The sequence below is a fragment of the Caulobacter sp. GW456-12-1-14-TSB4 genome, assembly GCF_059424195.1.
In genome coordinates, this window is the sequence record NZ_JBWKZF010000012.1 from 132,770 (window position 1) to 153,330 (window position 20,561).

Here is a 20,561-nt window from a genome sequence, read left to right on the forward strand (position 1 = left end):
CCGCTTGCCGCTGTTCGCCCTGCACTGCCTGGACAGACCCGGGACCGAAGACCTGCGCCAGGCCACGCGCCCGGCGCACCTGGCCTTCGTGCGCTCGCGGGCGGACTACCGGTTCGGGGCCTATCTGAAGGACGAAGCCGGCGTCATGCGCGGCTCGCTGATGGCGGTCGAGGTCGCCGACTTCGCCGCCGCGCGGGCGTTCTCTGCGGCCGATCCTTACGTCCAGGCCGGCCTCTTCGAACGGATCGAGATCCACGAGTGGCCGGTCGGGATCGACGCGGTCCCAGCGCCATGAACGTCGAGCTCGACAACCCCGCCCGGCCCGCCGCCGGCACGGTGCTGTGCGCCCTGGACGAGGTCTCCGACCCCGGCTCGAAGGGCTTCCGCTACCGCCATGACGACGCGATGTTCGCCGGCTTCGTGGTCCGCAAGGGTGACCTCGTCGTCGGCTATGTCGACAGCTGCCCGCACGCCGGCTGGCCGCTGGCGGGCTTCGCCGGCCGCTACCTGACCCGCGAGAACGACCTGATCCTGTGCTCGGGCCACGCGGCGCTGTTCAAGATCGAAGACGGGGCCTGCGTGGCCGGCCCCTGCCCCGGCGACAAGTTGTTCCCGTGGCCGGTCGAGGTCCGCGACGGCCAGATCATCGTCGCTTAAGACCTTTGTTCTACGGTCTCGCCAACGATTGCGAGGACCAGGGACCATGGCCGACGGCACGGACATGCACTTCGACGCCGAAGCGGTGACGCACCGCGCGGGCTTCGCCAAGCTGCGCTCGCTGACCAAGATCAATCCGCGCCTGGCCCCGAACCTGGCCAAGACCATGTTGGGCGGCCAGCGTGACGCCACCGTGGTCGACGCGTTCAACGCTCATGCGGAACAGGCCGGCTTCGAGTTCACCTCGACCTGGGCCAGCAACAACATCCCGTTCGTGGCCCCGCTGCTGCGCGACTTCGCGGCCAAGCGCCCGGCGGGCGAGACGATCCGCTACATGGAGATCGGGGCCTATGAGGGCCGGAACCTGGCCTTCATGGACTGGCTGCTGCCCAGCCGCCTGGCGGTCACGGTCATCGATCCCTGGTTCGACGAGGCCCTGAACCCGGAAGAGAAGTACCACGCCGTCGAGCCGCGCTTCGCGCGCAACATGGCCAAGTGCGGCTTCCGCAGCCTCGACACCCACAAGGGCTTCTCGACCTACGTCCTGCCCCAGATGCTGGAGCGGAACGAGCAGTTCGACCTGATCTATGTCGACGGCAGCCATACGGCCCTGGCCGTGCTGATCGACCTGTGCTTCTGCGCCAGCCTGCTCAGCGTCGGCGGCATGATGGTGCTGGACGACTACTGGCACGACATCAGCGAGATCGGCGGACCGGGCGTGAAGCAGGCCGTCGACCAGTTCCACGCCGCCTTCGGCCGCTATTTCGAGGTCGCCGCCGTCTATCGCCAGGTCGCCCTGGTCAAGACCAGCGAGATCCCGCGCTAGAGAGCGACGTTATGTCGCCGGCCCGACAAGGCCAAGGTTAAGGGCCGTTAGACACCTATCCCCGCATCCTGCCTCGCGAAATTGCGATGCGTCGCGGGGAGATACCGACATGGCGTCCTTGGGTCAGAAGGTCATGGGAGCCGCCGCCGGCGCGGCGCTTCTGTGCGCGGCCACCGCCGGTACGGGCCTGTGGGTGGCGATGAGCCTCGACTCCGCTCTCACCCGTTCGGAGACCTCCGCCAAGATCCTGCGCCTGCACATGCACGCCGACATGATGCACGACGCCCTGCGCGCCGACGTCATGGGCGGGATCATGTCCGCCGACCCGGCCCTGGGCGTCGACCTCAAGGCCGTGCGCGCCGACCTGGCCGAGCATACGCAAGCGTTCAAGACCGACATCGCCACCAGCAACGGCCTCGCCCAGGACCCGGCCGTGAAGGCCGCCCTCGCCGACGTCGAGGCCCCGCTGGCGACCTATATCGCCGCCGCTGGCGACATTGTCGGCCACGCCGACACCGACGCGGCCGGCGCGCGCGCCAAGCTGCCGGGCTTCGCCACCCAGTTCTCGGCCCTTGAGACCAAGATGGAGGAAGCCTCAACCAAGATCGAGGCCGCCGCCACCCGCGACGCCAAGGCCGCCAAGTCGATGAGCCTGCTAGGCCAGGTCGTCATGGGCGCCCTGCTGCTGGTCGCCGCCGCCTTCGCCGCCGTGCTGATGATCGCCGCCCAGAAGGGTCTGGTCGCGCCGCTGGTGCAGATCACCAGCGCCCTGCGCCGCCTGTCGGCCGGCGACCTGTCGGTCGTGCTGCCCAAGACCCGCAGCCAGGACGAGATCGGTCAGATGACCCAGGCCCTGCAGACCTTCCACGACACGGTCGAGGCCCGTCGCAAGGAACTGGAGGCCGCCGACGTCCGCGACGCCCTGGAGATCGAGCGCGCGCAGGCCGAACAGCGCCGTGACGAGGCCGAAGCCACCCAGGAGGCCGTGGTCGAGAGTCTGGCCGGCGCTCTGAAGTCGATGTCCGAGGGTGACCTTTCCAAGCGCCTCGACCGTCCATTCCCGGCCGGCTACGAGAAGCTGCGCATCGACTTCAACGTCGCGGTCGAGAAGCTGTCGGGCGTCATCGCCGCCTCGCTGGGCGCGGTGACCGCGATCCACGGCGGCACGGCCGAGATCACCGCCGCCGCCGACGACCTGTCGGGCCGCACCGAGCGCCAGGCCGCCAGCCTGGAAGAGGCCGTCGCCGCCCTCGACGAGATCACCAGCACCGTGCGCCTGACCGCCGAGGGCGCCAGCCGCGCCCGCAAGGTGGTCGAGCGCGCCCGCACCGCCGCCGACGCCTCGGGCTCGATCGTCACCCAGGCCGTCGAGGCCATGGGCGCCATCGAGAAGTCCTCGGCCCAGATCGGCCAGATCATCGGGGTGATCGACGAGATCGCGTTCCAGACCAACCTGCTGGCCCTGAACGCCGGCGTCGAAGCCGCGCGGGCAGGTGAAGCCGGTCGTGGTTTCGCGGTCGTGGCGCAAGAAGTGCGGGCGCTCGCTCAGCGCTCGGCCGACGCGGCCCGCGAGATCAAGACTCTGATCAGCGCCAGCACGGCCGAAGTCGGCCAGGGCGTGCAATATGTCGGCAAGGCCGGCGAGGCCCTGCGCGCCATCGCCGAGGAGGTCGATCAGATCGACGGCCTGGTCGGCGAAATGGCCGCCTCGACCCAGGAACAGGCTCGCGGCCTGGCCGAGGTCAACACGACCATGAACCAGATGGACCAGGTGACGCAGCGCAACGCGGCGATGGTGGAGGAGACGACGGCGGCTTCTCATGCCCTTGCCCAGGAAGCCACGCGTCTGGCCCAACGGATGGGCGAGCTGCGGATCGCGGGTGAGGCAGGGCAGCGTCGGGCGGCTTAGGGCCCGCCCTCGTCCTTCGACAAGCTCAGGATGAGGACTACTTCGGACGCCGCATTAGAAACCTCACCCTGAGCTTGTCGAAGGGCGAGGCTTCGGCCGCGCTCTAGCCGGCCGTCCAGTCCCCGGACTTCCCGCCGGTCTTCTCCAGCAGCCGCACGGCCTCGATGACCATGCCCTTCTCGGCGGCTTTCAGCATGTCGTAGATCGTCAGGCAGGCCACCGACACCGCGGTCAAAGCCTCCATCTCGACGCCGGTCGGACCCGTGGTCTTGACCCGCGCGGTCACCGACAGCCCGCCCTCGCCAGGCTCGACCTCGACGACCACTTTCGACAGCGCCAGCGGATGGCACAGGGGGATCAGGTCGGAGGTCTTCTTGGCCGCCATGACCCCGGCCAGTTCGGCCACGGCGCGGACGTCGCCCTTGCGGCCGGAACCCGACACCGCCAGGGCCAAGGTCTCGGCGCTCATCCGCACGAAGCCCGTGGCCACCGCCTCGCGCGCCGTCGCCGGCTTGTCGGAGACGTCGACCATCCGGGCCCGGCCCTGGTCGTCGATATGGGTAAGCTTGCTCACTGCTCGAGAAGCCTCGGCATCAGCTCGACCATGTTGCAGGGCTTGTGGCGGCTATCCAGCTGCGCGGAGATCACCTTGTCCCAGCCGTCGCGCACGGCGCCATTGCTGCCCGGCAGGCAGAACACGAAGACGCCGTCGATCAGGCCGGCCGTGGCCCGCGACTGCAGGGTCGAGAGGCCCACCGAGGCGTAGGACACCAGGTGGAAGATCACCGAGAAGCCGTCGATCTTCTTGTCGAACAGCGGCTCCAGCGCCTGGGGGGTGACGTCGCGGCCGGTCAGGCCCGTGCCGCCCGTGGTGACGATGGCGTCCACGGCCTTGTCGGCGATCCAGTCGCGGACCTGCTGGCGGATCTGCTCGACGTCGTCGCGGACCACCGCCCGGCCGCCCAGCTCGTGGCCAGCGGCCTTGACGCGGTCGACCAGGATCTGGCCCGAGGTGTCGCTTTCCTCGTCGCGGGTGTCGGAGATGGTCAGCACGGCCACGCGGACCGGCTTGAACGGAAGGTCCGGCTTGATCCCGCCGCCCGGCTTCAGCGCTTCGGTCATTCCCGTCTCCTTCAGTCCCAACGTTCGGCGTCGGTCCTATCGCGGTCCGTCGGCTCGATCCAGCGCGCGCCGTCCGGGCCGTGCTCCTTCTTCCAGAAGGGCGCGCGGCTCTTGAGGTAGTCCATCAGGAAGTCGCACGCCTCGAACGCCTCGCGGCGATGGCCGGCGGCCGTGGCGACGAAGACGATAGCCTCGCCCGGCGCGATCCGGCCCGTACGGTGGACGATGTGGACGTCGTGCAGCTTGAACCGATCGATCGCGACGGCCGCGATCTCACCGATCGCCGCATCGGTGAAGCCGGGATAGGCCTCCAGCTCCAAGGCCGCCGCCGCCCCCTGCTCGGCGCGGGCCAGGCCGACGAAGGTGGCCAACGCCCCGGTCTCCTGGCGACCGGCGCAGAAAGCGGTGACGAGCGCGCCAGGCTCGAACGGCTGGTCGGTCAGGGTGACGATCATCCGCCGCTCATCGGCGGCAGGAAGGCGACCTCGGTCGTAGCGGTGAGGGCTGCCTCGCCGCGCACGATGGTCTTGTCGATGGCGACCTGGACACCTGGGCCGGTCAGCGCGTCACCCAGGTCGGCCGACAGGATATCCTTCAAGGTCGCCAGATCGCCGGCCTCGACCACGCGGTCGCGCCAGCCGGCCTGGTCGGCCAGGCGTCCGAACAGCAGCACCCGCGCCATCGCCTAGCCGCCTGTCGTGGACATGTGGCGCGCCACGGCCGGCCGGGCGATCTGGAAGTCGTGACCCTGAGGCTTGGACCCGATCGCCGCGAAGATCGCCCCGCGCAGCTCGGCGTCGGTCGCCCCGCCGCGCATCACCGCCCGCAGGTCGCTAGCGTCGTCGCGGCCCAGGCACGTGTGCAGGGTGCCGGTGCAGGTCAGGCGCACCCGGTTGCAGGTGTCGCAGAAGTGGTTGCTGAGCGGCGTGATCAGCCCCAGCCGCCCGCCGGTCTCGGCTACCCGGACGTAGCGGGCCGGGCCGCCGGTGGCGTGGTGGATGTCCTCCAGCGTCCAGAACGACGACAGGTCGCGGCGGACGTCCTGGAGCGACAGATATTGGTCGGTGCGGTCCTGATCGACCTCGCCCATCGGCATGGTCTCGATCAGGGTCATGTCGCAGCCGCGCGCGTGGGCCCACTGGATCAGGTCGGGCAGCTCGGCGGCGTTGTCGGCCTTCAGCGCCACGGCGTTGATCTTGACCGCGATCCCCGCCGCCAGGGTCGCGTCGATCCCGGCGATCACCCGCTCCAGGTCGCCGCCCCGGGTCAGCTTGCGGAAGAGGTCGGGCTTGAGGGTATCGAGGGAGACATTGATCCGCCGCACGCCGTGACGGGCCAGGTCGGCGGCGAAGCGTTCCAGCTGCAGGCCGTTGGTGGTCAGGGTCAGCTCGTCCAGCGCTCCCGTCCGCAGATGGCGCGAGAGGCCGGCGACCAGGTCCATGAAGCCCTTGCGAACCAGCGGCTCGCCGCCCGTCAGCCGCAGCTTGCGCACGCCCAGGCCGACGAAGGTCGAGGCCAGGCGGTCCAGCTCCTCAAGCGTCAGCACCTCGGCCTTCGGCAGGAAGGTCATGTGCTCGGACATGCAGTAGACGCAGCGCAGGTCGCAGCGGTCGGTGACCGACACGCGCAGATAGGTGACGGCGCGGCCGAACCCATCGATCAACTGGGTGGGCGTATGAACCGCTTGCGTGGGACTGTCGTCATAGGGCGTCATGTCTGTCTGTAAGAATAGGCGCTGGAGCCCATGACGCAAAGCGATACCAACGGGTTAGACGCCATCGTGCTGGCGGCGGGCCGTGGCGTTCGCTTCGGCGGCGGGAAACTGCTCGCGATGCTGGATGGCGCGCCGCTGGTGGCCCACGGCCTGCGCACGGCCTTCCTGTCGCCGGCGCGGCGGGTGTTCGTGGCGGTCGCCGACCCCGCCGTGCGTGCCGCCGTCGAGGCGACGGCGGATCGACTGAAGGCCTCCGAAAAGCTGGTCGTGGTCCCGGTCGAGAACGCGGATGAGGGCATGGGCGCTTCGTTGCGAGCCGCCGCCTCGGCCCTGTCCGAGGACACGGCCGGCGTCTTCGTGTTCCTGGGCGACATGCCGGCCGTCGATCCCGCCACGCCCGCCCTGCTGGCTCGCGCCCTGGAGAGCCCGCACGACATCGTCGCGCCCCTGCATCTGGGTCGGCGCGGCCATCCGGTGCTGTTCGGCGCGACCTGGCTGCCGGCCCTGCGGGCGCTGTCCGGAGACGAAGGCGCCCGCGCCCTCCTGGAGAGCGCGGGCGCCCGGTTGGCGCGGATTCCCGTGCAAGATCCGGGGATCCACCTCGACGTGGATCGACCCGAGGACCTCGCCCGCGCCATCGAAGGCCGCTGAGGCCGGGCTCTCCCCCGAGGCCCGGCGGCGACCTTCGCCCGTTGGATCAGTTTAGCGGCGTATCCTCGCTGATGACGATGCGCTTGATCTCGGCGATCAGCCTCAGGGCGGCGGCGGAGTCGCCGCGCTCCTGCAGCGCCGCCAGCTTGGGCAGCAGCACCTGCAGCACCCGACGGTGATCGGCGTTGACCCCGATCAGGTTGCGCTTGAACTCGGCGGTGTCCTGCTCGTCTGCGATCGCGTCGAGGTCAGGATCGAAGTGCTCCCTCATCGGCCCGTCTCCGGGCCCGCACGGTCAGCACCGTGGCCACGATCAGCGTCAGCATCTGGAAGACCACGATGACGTTGTTGGACGCCTGGTAGGCGTACCGGACGATCGATCGGTCGAAATAGGCGATGACGCGCGCCGTCACGAGCAGGATCATCAGCGCCGCGAACACCAGCGACCAAAGCCGCCGCCAGCGCAGCGAGACCCAGATGAGGATCAACGCCGCGTTCGTGTCGACGATGGCCACGGGCGTATCCCAGCCCGATTGCCCCACGTGGCTCACGGCCGGGGTCAGCATCCAGCCGATGATGAACACCCCCGCCGACCAACGCAGCGGCGGATCGTTCTGCAACATGGCGACGCCGCAGATCACCAGCGAGATCAGATAGCCGATATAGGGCACCAGGATTTCGAACACGTACCGAGCTCGCCAAGACCGAAGGTCGATCCTGGCAGTAGGACGTATTATCGGTCGGCGCCAAGGGAAGGCATGCGGCGTTCATGCAAAGCGGGTCCTGTCGCGCGGCGAATGTCGCGCGTTGGGGTGGGCACTGATTGATCTGTTGAAGGCCTGGCGGCCTAGGGTCGAACGATGCCCCGGATCGCCAGCATGTATTCGTGGACGCCAATGGCGATGACCGCTAGGAGCACGGCGAACAACGCCGTCGTCCCCAGGAGCAATCCCAGCCACTGGACGGTGCTCAGCGCATGCCGCCAGCCTTGTCGGGGCATGTAGGGGGCGCCTTTCGGGGGCTCCAGGCCGTTGTTTTCACGCTCATCACCGTATCCGATCTCCCGCTCAGAAGGCGGCAGGTCTGGAAGCGCTGCCAGAGCGTCTGGCTGCTTACGGTAGTCATTGCCGGGGTCGCCGCCCTCCCAGGCCACGAAGGCCAGGGCCGCGTCACGGCGGCTCATGCCCGACAGCCGCCGACGGGCGCTGAGCACGTGCATCTCGACGGTCTTGGGCGACAGGTTCAGCGCGCGGGCGATCTCCTTGGACTGGAGATGACCCGCGATCAGCCGCAGGATCTCCCGCTCGCGCGGGGTCAGCTTTTCAAACGCGGTACTGACGCTCTGAACCATCGTCGCAAGATGGGCGGCCCAATTCTTCCCGTCTAGCGAGCGAAACGGGTAAAATTGAACGATCAGGCTTCAGAACGCACGAACGGCAGCCGGGTGGTGGCGGTCTTGTTCAGGGCGAACAGGGCGTTGGCCACGGCCGGACCGATCACCGGCGTACCGGGCTCGCCCACCCCGCTGGGTGGATTGCCCGATGGTACGATATTGGTCTCGACCACCGGCGCCTCGTTGATGCGCAGCACGCGATAGCGGTCGAAGTTGCTCTGATCGACCTGGCCGTCGGTCAAGGTGACCTCGCCGAACAGGGCGGCGGACAGGCCATAGCAGGTCCCGCCCTCCATCTGCGCCGCGATCTGGTCGGGCGAGATGGCGACGCCGCAGTCGATGGCGGTGACCACCCGGCCGACGCGCGGGACCCCGTTCTCGACCTTGACCTCGGCGACCTGGGCCACGACCGAGCCGAAGCTCTCATGCACCGCCACGCCGCGCGTCCAGCCGACCGTGGGGGCCGAGGCCTTCTCGAGCGCCAGGTTCAGGGCCGCCAGGTGCCGGTCGGCCCCGGCCTTGGTGTAGAGCGCCCGGCGGTACTCGATCGGGTCCTTGCCGGCCTTGGCGGCCAGCTGGTCGATCGTGTGCTCCATGACGAAGGCTGTGTGGGTCGCGCCGACCGAGCGCCACCACAGCACAGGCACGCCGACGTCCGGCAGGGCGACCTGGGCGTCGACGATCGGCGTGGCCTTCAGATAGGGCGAGCCCGCCGTGCCCTCGATCGCCGTCTGGTCAGGGCCTTTGCCGCCCATCGGCGAGCCCTTCATGATCGACTGGCTGACGATCCGGTGTCGCCAGGCGGCCGGATAGCCGTCCTTGTCCAGCTGCACCTTCACGGCGTGCACGGTCAGCGGCCGGAAATAGCCGGCCCGCATGTCGTCCTCGCGGGTCCAGACCAGCTTCACCGGCCGGCCCTTGCCGACCTTCTTGGCGATGTGGACGCACTCGGCGACATAGTCCGACTGGAAGTTGGCCCGCCGGCCGAACGAGCCGCCGGCGAACAGGGTCTCGATCTCGACCGAGCCGGGCAGGCAGCCGACGATCTTGGCGGCGGCCAGCTGGTCCAGGGTCTGGCCCTGCGAGCCGAAGGTCAGCTTGACCTTGCCGCCATCCACGGCCGCCACGCAATTCATCGGCTCCATGGTCGCGTGGGCCAGGTACGGGAACTCGTAGGTGGTCTCGAAGACGTCGGCGCCCTTTGCGACGTTCAGCGCCGTGGCGTCGCCGCGCTGGTCGAAGCCTTCCCACTTGGTCTCGGTGTTCTTGCCGCTGGCGACGTCGTGGAACAGCTGGGCGATGGCGGCCGAACCGCGCTTCTCGGCTTTGTCCTCGTCCCACTCGACCTTCAGCGCCTCGCGGCCCATGCGGGCGGCGTAGGTGCTCTGGGCCACCACCGCCACGCCGGTCGGGATATCATAGACGTCGATCACGCCGACGACCTTCTTGGCCTCGGCGGCGTCGAAGCTCTTCACCTTGGCGCCAAAGCGCGGGCCGTGGGCGACCACCGCGACCAGCATGTCGGGCAGGCGGACATCCTGGGTGTAACGAGCCGTGCCGTCGCTTTTGATCTGGGCGTCCTTGCGGCGCACCCGGTCCGTGCCGATCAGGGTGAAGGCCTTGGGGTCCTTCAGCTTGAGATCGGTCGGCGCGGGGACCTTCGCCGCATCGGCCAGCAGCTCGCCGAAGCCGGCGGTCTTGCCCGAGGTGTGAGTGACGACGCTGTCCTTGACCGTGATCTCGCCGACCGCGACGTTCCACTTGTTGGCGGCGGCCTGGACGAACATGGCCCGCGCGCCGGCTCCGGCCTTGCGCAGCTGGTCCCACGAATTGGAGATCGCCGACGAGCCGCCGGTCAGCTGCGCGCCCAGGGCGCCATTGGCGTAGAGCTTGGCGTTGGCCGGAGCCTGCTCGACCTGGACCTTGGTCCAGTCGGCGTCCAGCTCCTCGGCGACGATGGCGGCGAGACCGGCGTGATTGCCCTGGCCGAACTCGATGTGCTTGGAGATCACCGTCACCGCGCCGTCGGGCGCGATCTTGATGAAGGGTCCGAAGGCCCCGACCTCGACCTTGGAGCCGGCGCTCATGATGTCGGCCGGCGAGCAGCCGACCAGCAGGGTCCCGCCGACCAGGGCCGAGGCGACGACGACGTCGCGGCGCGTCGCCCCTTTGTTTTCCTGGGGCTTGAAGGGCGCGTTCATCGGCCGGCTCCACGGTTGGTCGCGCCCGAGGCCGCGACGATGGCGTCGTCGATGTCCGCGTGCTTCTCGCCGGTCGGCGGACCGAAGTCGGCCGCGTCCTTGATCGCCGCGCGGATGCGCTGATAGGCGCCGCAGCGGCAGATGTTCCCGGCCATGGCGTTGTCGATGTCTTCGTCGGACGGCTTGGGCTTCTGGGCCAGCAGCGCGCAGGCCGACATGATCTGGCCCGACTGGCAGTAGCCGCACTGCGGCACGTCATGCCTGACCCAGGCTTGCTGCACCGGATGCTGGCCGCCCAAGCCCTCGATCGTGGTGATCTTGGCCGCGCCGACCGCCTCGATCGGCGTCACGCACGAGCGGATCGGCTGGCCGTCCAGATGCACGGTGCAGGCCCCGCACTGGGCCATGCCGCAGCCGAACTTCGTGCCGGTCATGCCCAGCTCGTCGCGCAGAACCCACAGCAGCGGGGTCTCCGGCGCTGCCTGGATCGCGGTCGGCTTGCCATTGATGTCGAGCGTCACGGCCATGCGTCTTCGTCTCCCAACGATAAGGTCTCGCCGATATCGAAACCTAACACCGTTCAGTCCCCGTCTGGCCAGAGGAATCCGAACAACGGTTGGAACGTGCGACAATGTAAAAACGCTTCCGCAGATGCGAAGGCGGGCGGGCGCCGTCTTCGAAACCCGCTATGCTCGCGCTCGCCCCGAACGGAGGATCCCTGTTGCGCCGCGTTGTTGTTCCCCTCGCCGTGTTGGCCGTCGTCCTGGCGGGCTGCGCCACCGTGGCTCCGATGGACTCGACCGACGCGCCGATCCGCTACAGCTGCAAGGCCGGCAAGCGCTTCACCTCCGCCTACGCCCTGCACGGCAAGAAGGTGGTGGTCACCGCCGGTGGCGCGACCAAGACCCTGAAGCTCGCCCGTTCGGCGTCCGGCGCCCGCTATACGGCCGGCGACGCCGAGCTCTGGAGCAAGGGCGCGGACGCCATGCTCAAGGGCTTCCCCGGTGGTCCGTACACCGACTGCCGTTCGCAATAATCCGAGGTTCGCGTTGGACAGCTTCCCCGCCTATTTCCCCCTGGCCGGCCGCAAGGTGGTGATCGCCGGAACCGGCGACGCCGCCGACGCCAAGGCGCGCCTGTTCGAGGGCTCGCCAGCCACGATCATCCGGCTGGAAGGGCACGACGCCTATCTGCCCGGCTCCTATACCGGCGCGATCCTGGCCTTCGTCGCCAGCCAGGACGAGGTGTTCGTCCAGGCCGCCGCCGGCGCGGCGCGAGCGGCGCGGGTGCTGGTCAATGTCGTCGATCGGCCGGCGCTCTGCGACTTCAACACCCCGGCCGTGATCGATCGCGGCGAGGTGGTGGCGGCCGTCGGCACGGGCGGTTCGGCCCCGGTGCTGGCGACCATGCTCCGCAACGACATCGAGGCCCAGGTGCCCGAGGGCACCGGCCGGGTCGCGGCCCTGCTGCAGAAGTTTCAGGGCGAGGTGCGCGGCGCGCTGCCGGCCCTGCACGAGCGCCGGGCCTTCCTGCGCGACGCCGTGCTGGGCGAGGCCGCCCAAGCCGCCCGCGAGGGCGACATGGAGAAGGCCGGTCAGCTGTTCCGCGAGGCTCTGGCCAAGGGCACCGCGCGCAAGGGCCTGGTGCGTTTCATCGCCGGCAAGGGTCCCGCCGACCTCTTGACCCTGCGCGCCAGCCGGGCCCTGGGCGCGGCGGACGTGCTGGTGCTGGACGGCGACGCCGATCCGGAGATCGTCAAGATGGCCCGCCGCGACGTCGACCGGCTCGATCCCTCGAAAGCCGACGCCGAGCATCTGGTGCAGCTGGCCCGCGAAGGCCGGCAGATCGTCCGGCTGATCACCCATGCCGTCGATCCGGCCCTGGTGCATGCGCTGACCCAGGCCGGCGTCGCGGTCGAGGTGCTGCCGGCCGCGACCGCCTAGTCCAGCGGCCGGTCCTTGGTCTCCGGCAGCAGGAAGGCCGTGGTCAGCACGCTGATCAGGGTGAAGGCGATCGGGTACCAGAGGCCGGCATAGATGTTGCCGACCGCGGTGACGATGGCGAAGGCGAAGAACGGCACGAAGCCGCCGACCCAGCCGGTGCCGATGTGATAGGGCAGGGACAGGGCCGTGTAGCGCACCCGCGTCGGGAAGAGCTCGACCAGGCAGGCGGCCAGCGGACCGAACAGGGCCGTCGCGCCGAGCACGAACACGAACAGCACGCCCAGCATCAGCGGCTTGTTCATCCGCGCGGGATCGGCCTTGGTCGGATAACCGGCCTTGGCCAGGGCGGCCTTGATCTGTGTCTCGACGCCGGTCTTCGCCGCCTTGACCTCGGCCTTCGGCAGGCCCTTGGCGCTCTTGGAGACGATCTCGGCGCCGCCGATCTTCATCACCGCCGTCGAACCGGCCGGGGCCTTCTGGTTGACATAGGAGACGCCGGCATTGGCCAGGGCGCTCTTGATGATGTCGCACGAGGTGACGAAGGCGGTCTTGCCGACGGGGTCGAACTGCAGCGAGCAGTCCTTGGGGTCGGCCACGACGACGACGGGCGATTTGGCCGTCGCCTCGGCCAGGGCCGGGTTGGCGGCCTTTTCCAGCAGGTGGAAGCCCGGGAAGTAGAACAGCAGGGCCAGGGTCATGCCGCCCAGCATCACCGGCTTGCGGCCGATCCTGTCCGACAGCCAGCCGAAGACGACGTAGAACACCGCGCTGATCGCCGTGGCGGTCATCATGACGCCGTTGATGGTGGCGGCGTCCACCTTCAGGAACTTCTCCATGAAGGTCTGGGAATAGAAGAAGGTCGTGTACCAGACGCCGCCCTGGGCGCACATCATCGACAGGAAGGCCAGGATGACCAGCTTCATGTTCTTCCACTGGCCGAACGCCTCGGCGTAAGGCGCCTTGGAGGCCTGGCCCTCTTCCTTCATGGCGGCGAAGGTCGGGCTTTCCGACAGCTTCATCCGCATCCAGACCGAGATGCCCAGCAGGCCGATCGACACCGCGAACGGCACGCGCCAGCCCCAGGCGTCGAAGGCTTCCGTGCCGACCGTGGCGCGGGTGGCCATGATCACCAGCAACGCCCCGAACAGGCCGAAGGCGGCCGAGCTCTGCACCCACGAGGTCGACCAGCCGCGCTGGTTGGCCGGCGAGTGCTCGGCGACATAGATCGCCGCCCCGCCATACTCGCCGCCCAGGGCGAAGCCCTGCACGCAGCGCATCAGGATCAGCAGGATCGGCGAGATGATACCGGCCTGCTGGTAGGTCGGCAGGAAGGCGATGGCGAAGGTCGCGCCGCCCATCAGCAGCACCGTGGCCAGGAACGCGCCCTTGCGGCCGGCCTGGTCGCCGATCTTGCCGAACACCAGCGCGCCCAGCGGCCGGAAGGCGAAACCGACGCCGAACAAGGCCAGGGCGGCGATATAGCCGGCGGTGTCGTTGAGGCCGGCGAAGAAGGTCTTGGAGATGACCTGGGTCAGGCTGCCGAAGATGAAGAAGTCATACCATTCGAAAGCCGTGCCGGCCGACGAGGCCGCCACGACCGTGCGCATCGAGGCGCGTTCCTGACCGGCTGCGGCCATCCTTGTTCCCCCGTATTTTCGACCTGCTTAGCGTGGTTCAGGTCCCAAGGGGAGAGGGTCTGCGGAACGGGGTTAGGCGACGGCGCCTTCACGCTCGGTGCCCGCCTGCGACAGGCGGACGATCTCGGCGACCAGGGCGGCGGGGGAGATCGGCTTGGCGGCCACTCCGTCCATGCCGGCGGCGCGATAGGCCGCGCGCTGGTGGGCCATGACATTGGCGGTCAGGGCGATGATCGGCGCCCGGGCTTCCGGCCCCGGCAGGGCGCGGATGCGGCGGGAGGCTTCCAGCCCGTCCATGCCCGGCATCTGCACGTCCATCAGGATGAGGTCGAAGCCGCCATCGCGCGCGGCCTCGACGCCGGCCGCGCCGTCGTCGGCGACACTGACGTTGGCGCCCAGCTGCTCCAGGATCCGGCGGGCGACCAACTGGTTGGTCGGGTTGTCCTCGACCACGAGGATTTTCAGACCGTCCAGCAGAGCGTCGCGGGCCGGCTCGGCCACGCTGGGGGCCTGGGCCGGCGGCGCGGCGATGGTCAGGGTGAAGGTCGAGCCCTCGCCCGGGGTCGAGCGGAACGACACCTCGCCGCCCAGCATCTGGGCCAGCTTGCGGGTGATGGCCAGGCCAAGGCCCGAGCCGCCGAAGCGCCGGGTGGTGCTGGCGTCACCCTGCTGGAAGCGTTCGAACAGGCTGGTCTGGGCCTCCAGCGGCACGCCGATGCCGGTGTCGATCACGTCGAAGACCAGGCGCGGGCCGCACTCCCCATTGGCCGCGGAGCTGAACTTGCGGGCCCGGACGGTCACCGAGCCCTTCAGGGTGAACTTCACGGCGTTGCCGATCAGGTTGAACAGCGCCTGGCGCACGCGGGTCGGGTCGGTCTCGATCCAGCCCAGGTCGTCGGCCAGATCGAGCTCCAGCCGCAGCCCCTTGTGCGAGGCCTGGCCGGCCAGCAGGCGGGCCACGCCCCTAACGAGTTCGCGCGGATCGACCGGCTCGCGGTTCAGGTCCAGGCGCCCGGCCTCGATCCGGGAGATGTCGATGACGTCGTCCAGCAGGGTCGACAGCATCTGGCCAGCGGCCAAGGCCTCGCCCAGGAGGTCGGCGCTGTCGCCGGCGGGCAGCTCCCGCTTGAGCACGTGCATGACCCCGAGCACCCCGTTCATCGGCGTGCGAATCTCGTGGGACATGTTGGCCAAGAACTGGGCCTTGGCCTCGTTGGCGGCCTGGGCGGCGCGCTCGGCGGCCATCAGGGCCAGCTCGGCCTTCTTCTTCTCGTCGATGTCCAAGACAAGGCCGACCGCCTTGCGGGCGATGCCCTGGGCGTTGCGGCGAACGTCGTGGAAGATCCTGGCCCAGCGCGCCTCGCCCTGCGGCGAGATCAGGCGGACGTCGTATTCCTGGGCCCCGCCGAGGCCGGCCCGCCACCATTCGACGGCGCCTTCATAGACCCGGGCGCGGTCCTCGGGATGGACCATCGGCCAGATGGCCTGACGCACGTCGTCATAGCCGATGCGGCGGCCCATCATGCGGTGGAACTCGGGCGAGCCCCAGAAGGTCTCGGCCTCGTGGTCGATCTCGTAGACAGCGGCCCGCGCCGCCGCCAGGGCGACCTTCAGGCGGCGGGCGTTGATCCGCGCCTCGCGCCGCGCGGCCGTCAGGGCGGTGACGTCATCCATATAGGTGATGACGCCGACGATCTCGCCGGCGCCGTCCAGCCAGGGCCGGGCCTCCCAGCGGAAGGCGCGCTCCACGCCCTCGGCGTCGAACAGGCGATCCTCGCGGCGGGCGACGACCTCGCCCGACAGGGCCCGGGTGACGCCGGCCACGAAACGGCGGCGGCCGCCATTGGTCAGCTCGGACAGGGTCTTGCCGATGACCTGGGCCTCGGTCGACCGGAAGATTTCCAGGAAGCGCGGGCTGACCAGGCGCAGGCGCATGTCCAGGTCGTAGACGGCCACCGCGAACGGGGCGTCCTCGACCAGGCGGCGGGCCCGGCGCTCGCTCCAGATGGCCTTGTCCCGGCTGCGGGCGACGTCGGTGATGTTCTGGGTGATGCCCTTCAGGGCGAACAGGCGGCCGCGCCGCTCGCCGGCGCGATAGGTGCTGCGGAAGGTGTGCCAGCGGCCGTCGTCGCCGCGCAGCCTGAACTCGACCGATCCGCCCTCGCCGGTGCGGGTGGCGTGGCGGAAGGCCTCGTGCACGGTCTCGCGCTGGTCGTCGGGCAGGCGGGCCAGGAACTGGTCGGCCGTGGCCACGTCGGCCGGCGACAGGCCCAGCAGCGCCAGGACGTCCGGCGACCAGTCGATGCGCTCGCCTTCCGGCTCGTAGCTCCAGACGCCGATGCCGGCCTCCTCGGCCAGGATCTCTCGGGTGCGTCGGGCCGATTCCAGCTCGGCGCGGATCGCCACCTCGGCCGAGATGTCGTGCATCAGCCCGATCATTTCGCCGTTGGGACCCAGGCGCGAACGCCCCTGCACCCAGACGGTGCGGCCGTCCTTGCAGCGGATCTTCAGTTCGTTGACCACCGAGCCGGACTCGCGCATGCAGCGGCCGCTGTCGATCAGGGCGTCCTGGCTGTCGGGATGGCAGAACTTCAGGGTCGGCTGGCCGATCAGCTCCTCGGCGGTCCAGCCCGTCAAGGTGGTCCAGGCGCCGTTGACGCTGACGAAGCGGCCCTCGGGCGAGACCACGGTGAACAGGTCATTGGCGTTGTCGAAGAGCCAACGCGCGGCTTCCGCCTCGCCGAACGGCGAGAGCGCGCTGCTAGCCCCTGCGGTATCTCGCCCCTGTGACATCAAGTCTCCGCCAAGTTGGGCGGATGGTGGAACGCAACCGTAAACTTATGGTTCGCAAAGCCGACCGATGTTCCACGAACATGCTCATTAAGCACGTTATTTTCAGACCTCGGCCCATTGGCGCAGCAGGTTGTGATAGACGCCGGTCAGCGACAGGACGCCTTCGTCGTCGGCCTCGACCTTGCGGGCCAGACGCTGGATGGCGACGTCCATCTCCAGCAGCATCGTGCGCCTGGCGTCGTCGCGGATCAGGCTCTGGATCCAGAAGAAGCTGGCGGTGCGGCGGCCCCGGGTCACCGGCGTGACGTGGTGCAGGCTGGAGCTGGGATAGAGGATCATGTCCCCGGCCGACAGCTTGACGACGTGGTCGCCATAGAGGTCGTTCACGACAAGCTCACCGCCATCGTAGTTCTCCGGCTCCTCAAGGAAGAGCGTGGCCGACAGGTCGGTGCGCAGGCGTCGGCCGCTGACCGGGTCGCGGCGGATGGCGTTGTCGACATGGTCCTTGAAGCCCATGCCCTCGCCATAGCGGTTGAACATCGGCGGCAGAATGAACTCCGGCAGGGCGGCCGAGACGAACAGCGGGTTGGCCTCCAAGGCGCGGAGGATCGCGTCGCCGACGGTGCGCGCCGCGTCGCTGTCCTGCGGCAACTGCTCGTTGGTCTTGGCCCGCGCGGCCTGGAAGCCCGAGGTCAGGTTGCCATCGACCCATGGACCCGCGTCCAGGATCGCCCGGCACTCGGCGACCTGGGCCTTGGTCAGCACCTCGGGGATTTGCAGCATCATTTGGACCGCTCCTCGTCGTGGGTCCAGCCTAGCCGGCCCGCGCTGGTCTTCCTTTGATCCGGATCAGCCCCAAACGTAAAGCGCCCCGCCCGGCAAACCGGACGGGGCGCGGAACGTGAAGCCTGGTAGTCGGGGAGGACTAGTACTTCACGTTGAAGGTCAGGATCGCCTGGCGGCCCGGCGCCGGATCGGCGTGGTGCACGCCGTTGGTGCGGGCGATGTAGCGCTTGTCCGTCAGGTTCTGGACGTTCAGCTGCAGGTCGACCTTCTTGTTGATCGTGTACGAGGCGAAGGCGTCATAGCGGGTGTACGACGGCGCGTAGGCCTTGTTGGTCCCGCCGCCGGCGCCGCCTTGGTTGCCGCCGAAGCTGGTCGAGACGTAGTAGGCGCCGCCGCCCAGGGCGAACTGCCGGGTGATCTTGTACGTCGTGAACGTCGAGAAGGTGTGCTTGGGCGTGTTGGCCAGCGGGTCGCCCTGGTTGACGCTGGTATAGGCGCCCTTGACCAGTTCGCTGTCCATGTAGGTGTAGCCGCCGAACACCTGCCACTTCGGGGTGACGTTGCCCGAGAAGCCGAGCTCGAAGCCCTTCACCTCGACCTCGCCGACCTGGGCGTAGGTGTTGGCGTCGATCTGGATCTGGGCGTTCTTGCGGGTGGTCTTGAACAGCGCCGCCGACAGGGCCAGCGTGTCCTTGAAGACGTTGGCCTTGGCGCCCAGCTCGTAGCTGATGCTGTCTTCCGGCTCCAGCTGCACCGTGGCCAGGTTGCCCGTACCCGTGGTGGTGTTGCTGTTCTGGTCGCCGCCCGAGATGCCCGGAGGCGTCGAGGAGGTGCCGTATGAAGCGTAGATGCTGGAGCTGGCGGTCGGCTTGTAGACCAGGCCGACCTGGTAGTTGGTGAAGTCCCACGAGCCGCCACGCGCCACATAGGTCACGCCGGTGACGACGCCGTTGGCGCTGGTCACCGAGGTGTCGACACCGCCGCTCTCATAGCTGTCGTGGCGCAGACCCAGGTTCAGCATGACCTTGTCGCCGAACTTGATGGTGTCGAAGCCGTAGATGGCGGCCGTCTTGGTGACGTTGCGCGAGGCCGGGGTGCGGTTCAGCGTGCCGGTCCAGGTGTCGTACGGGTTGGGCTTGTAGACGAGCGTGCAGTCGCCGCCCCCGACGCTGGTCAGGGTCGCCGCCGCGATCGTGAAGCCGGTCGGGCAGGCCGAGGTCGTCGTGCCGTAGGGCAGGTAGGTGGCGTTCTGGTTTTCCTCGCGGCTCAGCTCGACGCCGATGTCGAAGCTGTGCTCGAGACCGCCGAACACCTTCTTGCCGTGCAGGTCGGTGACCGCGGCGACCGTCTCGGTCGGGTTCCAGCGCGTCTTGGTGCCGCGCTTCATCCACCACTGGCCCTGGACGAACTGGGCCGCGCCGCCGTCGCCGGGGTTGGTGACCACGTAGTCGTTCAGGCTCTTCGAATAGCGGACCACCTGACGGACATTGAGGTCCTCATCGATCTTGTGGTCGATGGCGAAGGTGACGATGTCGGACTTGGTCTTCTGGAAGTCCCGGCTCTTGATGCCGTAGAAGTTGCGGCGATCGACGGCCAGGATACCCGAGGCCGTGCGCGGCTCGGTCGTCTTGGTCAGCAGCGGGATGCCGTAGTCGGGCGTCTGGTTGGTGTCGAGGTGGTAGTAGGCCACCGTGATCTGGGTGTCGCCGTTCAGGCCGATGGCCAGCGAGGGCGCGACGCCCCAGCGGTCGAAATCGACGGCCTTGCGGCCCGGCGTGTTGCCCTGCGTGCCCAGCACGTTCAGGCGCACCGCGACGCTTTCGTTGATGGCGTAGTTCATGTCGGCGGTGGCGCGGACATAGGCGTCGGTGCCGACGCCGACCGAGCCGCGCGCGAAGTTGTCGGCCTTCGGGGTCTTGGACGACAGGTTGATGCTGCCGCCGCCCGAGCCACGGCCGCTATAGGCGCTGTCGGGGCCTTTGACGACCTCGACCTGCTCGAGATTGAAGATCTCGCGGGTCTGGCCGCCGCTGTCGCGGACGCCGTCGACGAAGATGTTGTTGGCCGAGCTGGAGCCGCGGATGAACGGCCGGTCGGCCAAAGGCTGACCACCCTCCCCGGCGCCGAAGGTGATGCCCGGCGACGTGCGCAGGATATCGGTCAGCGAGGTGGCGGCGGTCTGCTCGATGATCTTCGAGGTAATGACCGTCACCGACTTGGGGGTATCGACCAGCGGGGCGGTGAACTTGCTCGACGAGGGGTCGGCGACGCGGCGGGCGTCGATCTTGACGGTCGAGACTTCGTTCTTGTCGTCAGCAGCGGTCGGGGCGGCGGCGGCGGTCGCGATCGGCGCGGCGGCGTCGGCTTCGGTCGCGGCGGCGGCGTGCGCCAGGCCCAGGCCGGCGAGACCGGCGACGGCGGCGACGCCCAGGGCGCGACGAGGCCGGCTCACAACGCCGGCGGAGTTCGGATTACGCATGATCGTCCTTGATCCCCGAGGGCCCGGGGGGAAGGGCCCCTCTTGAAATTGCGAGGCGTTCTTATCGATCCTGCAAAGCTGTCGCAATGATAATCGTTCTCAATTGCGGCGGATGTGGCGAAAAGGTGACGCTTCGGGCGGCCTTGCGCCTGATCCTGGCCATGCGGAGGCGCCGTCTCGCGGCAAGGCCGTGAGAAGGGAAAGGGATGCGGAGCGCCGGACAGCGTCCGGAGGATGTGTAGTTTGGTACCGTTTCGACGAAGCCCGAGCGCTCCGCGCGATCGTTTTCCGGAAGCGTGACGTCCCGACGCTGTTCGCGCCTGTCCGCCCTTGAAGCCTCCGACGGGCGGGCCAGGCTGCGAAGCCTGGTCCCGGGTGTCCGGGTTTCCCCGAACCTGTCGTCTCCTCGGCCCGACATCCCACGTCGTTTCTGTGTTCCAGGGCCGACCG

21 protein-coding genes and 1 pseudogene are annotated in these 20,561 nt (G+C 68.8%); 7 read left to right on the forward strand and 15 right to left on the reverse strand.

Going from position 1 to position 20,561, the window contains the following annotated elements; genetic code table 11:
- The first annotated feature begins 4 nt into the window (after positions 1–4).
- The 4 genes from AC07YH_RS13645 (at position 5) to AC07YH_RS13660 (ending at position 3,392) form a co-directional block, all read left to right on the forward strand.
- Complete coding sequence (locus AC07YH_RS13645; protein ID WP_494747525.1) at positions 5–295, forward strand: YciI family protein; 291 nt, start codon at positions 5–7, stop codon at positions 293–295.
- On the forward strand, positions 292–657 hold the full coding sequence (locus AC07YH_RS13650; RefSeq protein ID WP_494747526.1) for a Rieske (2Fe-2S) protein: 366 nt from the start codon (positions 292–294) through the stop codon (positions 655–657). The genes AC07YH_RS13645 and AC07YH_RS13650 overlap by 4 nt, the downstream gene beginning before the upstream one ends.
- 46 nt (positions 658–703) lie before the next feature.
- Positions 704–1,483 (forward strand): class I SAM-dependent methyltransferase, encoded by a 780-nt coding sequence (locus AC07YH_RS13655; protein WP_494747527.1) that lies wholly within the window; start codon positions 704–706, stop codon positions 1,481–1,483.
- Positions 1,484–1,592: 109 nt separating this feature from the next.
- Positions 1,593–3,392: a methyl-accepting chemotaxis protein gene (locus tag AC07YH_RS13660; protein ID WP_494747528.1), complete on the forward strand. Its 1,800-nt coding sequence runs from the start codon at positions 1,593–1,595 to the stop codon at positions 3,390–3,392.
- A 6-nt stretch (positions 3,393–3,398) separates the two neighbouring features.
- Here AC07YH_RS13660 and AC07YH_RS13665 read toward each other — a convergent pair.
- The 6 genes and pseudogenes from AC07YH_RS13665 to moaA all read right to left on the reverse strand — a co-directional run.
- A pseudogene (locus AC07YH_RS13665) lies at positions 3,399–3,511 on the reverse strand (hypothetical protein); the annotation flags it as partial.
- Positions 3,496–3,966, reverse strand: a complete 471-nt coding sequence (gene moaC / locus AC07YH_RS13670) for a cyclic pyranopterin monophosphate synthase MoaC (RefSeq protein WP_494747529.1) — start codon at positions 3,964–3,966, stop codon at positions 3,496–3,498. The gene moaC and the pseudogene AC07YH_RS13665, both read right to left, overlap by 16 nt.
- A complete protein-coding gene (moaB, locus tag AC07YH_RS13675) occupies positions 3,963–4,514 on the reverse strand; it encodes a molybdenum cofactor biosynthesis protein B (protein WP_494619772.1) in 552 nt (183 codons plus the stop codon). Before moaB ends, moaC begins: the two co-directional genes overlap by 4 nt.
- Positions 4,515–4,525: 11 nt before the next feature.
- Positions 4,526–4,969 (reverse strand): molybdenum cofactor biosynthesis protein MoaE, encoded by a 444-nt coding sequence (locus AC07YH_RS13680; RefSeq protein ID WP_494747530.1) that lies wholly within the window; start codon positions 4,967–4,969, stop codon positions 4,526–4,528.
- A complete protein-coding gene (locus AC07YH_RS13685) occupies positions 4,966–5,196 on the reverse strand; it encodes a MoaD/ThiS family protein (RefSeq protein ID WP_494747531.1) in 231 nt (76 codons plus the stop codon). The genes AC07YH_RS13680 and AC07YH_RS13685 overlap by 4 nt, the downstream gene beginning before the upstream one ends.
- Positions 5,197–5,199: 3 nt before the next feature.
- On the reverse strand, positions 5,200–6,228 hold the full coding sequence (gene moaA / locus AC07YH_RS13690) for a GTP 3',8-cyclase MoaA (RefSeq protein ID WP_494747532.1): 1,029 nt from the start codon (positions 6,226–6,228) through the stop codon (positions 5,200–5,202).
- Positions 6,229–6,258: 30 nt separating this feature from the next.
- Here moaA and AC07YH_RS13695 point away from each other — a divergent pair, with 30 nt between their 5' ends.
- Positions 6,259–6,879 (forward strand): nucleotidyltransferase family protein, encoded by a 621-nt coding sequence (locus AC07YH_RS13695; RefSeq protein WP_494747533.1) that lies wholly within the window; start codon positions 6,259–6,261, stop codon positions 6,877–6,879.
- 46 nt (positions 6,880–6,925) lie between these two features.
- Here AC07YH_RS13695 and AC07YH_RS13700 read toward each other — a convergent pair whose 3' ends face one another.
- From AC07YH_RS13700 to AC07YH_RS13720, 5 genes are all read right to left on the reverse strand, one after another.
- On the reverse strand, positions 6,926–7,150 hold the full coding sequence (locus AC07YH_RS13700) for a hypothetical protein (protein WP_494747534.1): 225 nt from the start codon (positions 7,148–7,150) through the stop codon (positions 6,926–6,928).
- Positions 7,128–7,565: a hypothetical protein gene (locus AC07YH_RS13705; RefSeq protein WP_494747535.1), complete on the reverse strand. Its 438-nt coding sequence runs from the start codon at positions 7,563–7,565 to the stop codon at positions 7,128–7,130. The genes AC07YH_RS13700 and AC07YH_RS13705 overlap by 23 nt, the downstream gene beginning before the upstream one ends.
- A 161-nt stretch (positions 7,566–7,726) precedes the next feature.
- The gene (locus AC07YH_RS13710; RefSeq protein ID WP_494747536.1) at positions 7,727–8,230 is read right to left on the reverse strand and encodes a helix-turn-helix domain-containing protein; all 504 of its coding nucleotides are present in this window, start codon (positions 8,228–8,230) and stop codon (positions 7,727–7,729) included.
- 62 nt (positions 8,231–8,292) lie between these two features.
- The gene (locus AC07YH_RS13715; protein ID WP_494747537.1) at positions 8,293–10,473 is read right to left on the reverse strand and encodes a xanthine dehydrogenase family protein molybdopterin-binding subunit; all 2,181 of its coding nucleotides are present in this window, start codon (positions 10,471–10,473) and stop codon (positions 8,293–8,295) included.
- Positions 10,470–11,000, reverse strand: coding sequence for a (2Fe-2S)-binding protein (locus tag AC07YH_RS13720; RefSeq protein ID WP_494747538.1), 531 nt, complete (start codon positions 10,998–11,000; stop codon positions 10,470–10,472). The genes AC07YH_RS13715 and AC07YH_RS13720 overlap by 4 nt, the downstream gene beginning before the upstream one ends.
- A gap of 194 nt (positions 11,001–11,194) precedes the next feature.
- On the opposite strand from AC07YH_RS13720, the gene AC07YH_RS13725 reads away from it, so the two are divergent.
- Both AC07YH_RS13725 and AC07YH_RS13730 read left to right on the forward strand, forming a co-directional pair.
- On the forward strand, positions 11,195–11,509 hold the full coding sequence (locus AC07YH_RS13725; RefSeq protein ID WP_494747539.1) for an MliC family protein: 315 nt from the start codon (positions 11,195–11,197) through the stop codon (positions 11,507–11,509).
- Between the two features lie 13 nt (positions 11,510–11,522).
- On the forward strand, positions 11,523–12,416 hold the full coding sequence (locus tag AC07YH_RS13730; RefSeq protein WP_494747540.1) for an NAD(P)-dependent oxidoreductase: 894 nt from the start codon (positions 11,523–11,525) through the stop codon (positions 12,414–12,416).
- Here AC07YH_RS13730 and AC07YH_RS13735 read toward each other — a convergent pair.
- From AC07YH_RS13735 to AC07YH_RS13750, 4 genes are all read right to left on the reverse strand, one after another.
- Positions 12,413–14,053, reverse strand: coding sequence for an MFS transporter (locus tag AC07YH_RS13735; RefSeq protein ID WP_494747541.1), 1,641 nt, complete (start codon positions 14,051–14,053; stop codon positions 12,413–12,415). The genes AC07YH_RS13730 and AC07YH_RS13735 overlap by 4 nt on opposite strands.
- Before the next feature lie 72 nt (positions 14,054–14,125).
- Positions 14,126–16,846 carry a PAS domain-containing sensor histidine kinase gene (locus AC07YH_RS13740; RefSeq protein WP_494747542.1) on the reverse strand — a complete coding sequence of 907 codons (2,721 nt, stop codon included), beginning with the start codon at positions 16,844–16,846 and terminating at the stop codon, positions 14,126–14,128.
- A 102-nt stretch (positions 16,847–16,948) separates the two neighbouring features.
- Positions 16,949–17,632 carry a Fe2+-dependent dioxygenase gene (locus AC07YH_RS13745; protein WP_494747543.1) on the reverse strand — a complete coding sequence of 228 codons (684 nt, stop codon included), beginning with the start codon at positions 17,630–17,632 and terminating at the stop codon, positions 16,949–16,951.
- Between the two features lie 139 nt (positions 17,633–17,771).
- The gene (locus AC07YH_RS13750; protein WP_494747544.1) at positions 17,772–20,111 is read right to left on the reverse strand and encodes a TonB-dependent receptor; all 2,340 of its coding nucleotides are present in this window, start codon (positions 20,109–20,111) and stop codon (positions 17,772–17,774) included.
- Positions 20,112–20,561: the final 450 nt, after the last annotated feature.

Coding starts and splice junctions, on each gene's coding strand:
- AC07YH_RS13650 (WP_494747526.1), top strand. CDS start 292: ATGAACGTCGAGCTCGACAACCCCGCCCGGCCCGCCGCCGGCACGGTG.
- AC07YH_RS13655 (WP_494747527.1), top strand. CDS start 704: ATGGCCGACGGCACGGACATGCACTTCGACGCCGAAGCGGTGACGCAC.
- AC07YH_RS13660 (WP_494747528.1), top strand. CDS start 1,593: ATGGCGTCCTTGGGTCAGAAGGTCATGGGAGCCGCCGCCGGCGCGGCG.
- moaB (WP_494619772.1), bottom strand. CDS start 4,514: ATGACCGAAGCGCTGAAGCCGGGCGGCGGGATCAAGCCGGACCTTCCG.
- AC07YH_RS13680 (WP_494747530.1), bottom strand. CDS start 4,969: ATGATCGTCACCCTGACCGACCAGCCGTTCGAGCCTGGCGCGCTCGTC.
- AC07YH_RS13685 (WP_494747531.1), bottom strand. CDS start 5,196: ATGGCGCGGGTGCTGCTGTTCGGACGCCTGGCCGACCAGGCCGGCTGG.
- moaA (WP_494747532.1), bottom strand. CDS start 6,228: ATGACGCCCTATGACGACAGTCCCACGCAAGCGGTTCATACGCCCACC.
- AC07YH_RS13695 (WP_494747533.1), top strand. CDS start 6,259: ATGACGCAAAGCGATACCAACGGGTTAGACGCCATCGTGCTGGCGGCG.
- AC07YH_RS13700 (WP_494747534.1), bottom strand. CDS start 7,150: ATGAGGGAGCACTTCGATCCTGACCTCGACGCGATCGCAGACGAGCAG.
- AC07YH_RS13710 (WP_494747536.1), bottom strand. CDS start 8,230: ATGGTTCAGAGCGTCAGTACCGCGTTTGAAAAGCTGACCCCGCGCGAG.
- AC07YH_RS13715 (WP_494747537.1), bottom strand. CDS start 10,473: ATGAACGCGCCCTTCAAGCCCCAGGAAAACAAAGGGGCGACGCGCCGC.
- AC07YH_RS13720 (WP_494747538.1), bottom strand. CDS start 11,000: ATGGCCGTGACGCTCGACATCAATGGCAAGCCGACCGCGATCCAGGCA.
- AC07YH_RS13735 (WP_494747541.1), bottom strand. CDS start 14,053: ATGGCCGCAGCCGGTCAGGAACGCGCCTCGATGCGCACGGTCGTGGCG.
- AC07YH_RS13740 (WP_494747542.1), bottom strand. CDS start 16,846: ATGTCACAGGGGCGAGATACCGCAGGGGCTAGCAGCGCGCTCTCGCCG.
- AC07YH_RS13745 (WP_494747543.1), bottom strand. CDS start 17,632: ATGATGCTGCAAATCCCCGAGGTGCTGACCAAGGCCCAGGTCGCCGAG.
- AC07YH_RS13750 (WP_494747544.1), bottom strand. CDS start 20,111: ATGCGTAATCCGAACTCCGCCGGCGTTGTGAGCCGGCCTCGTCGCGCC.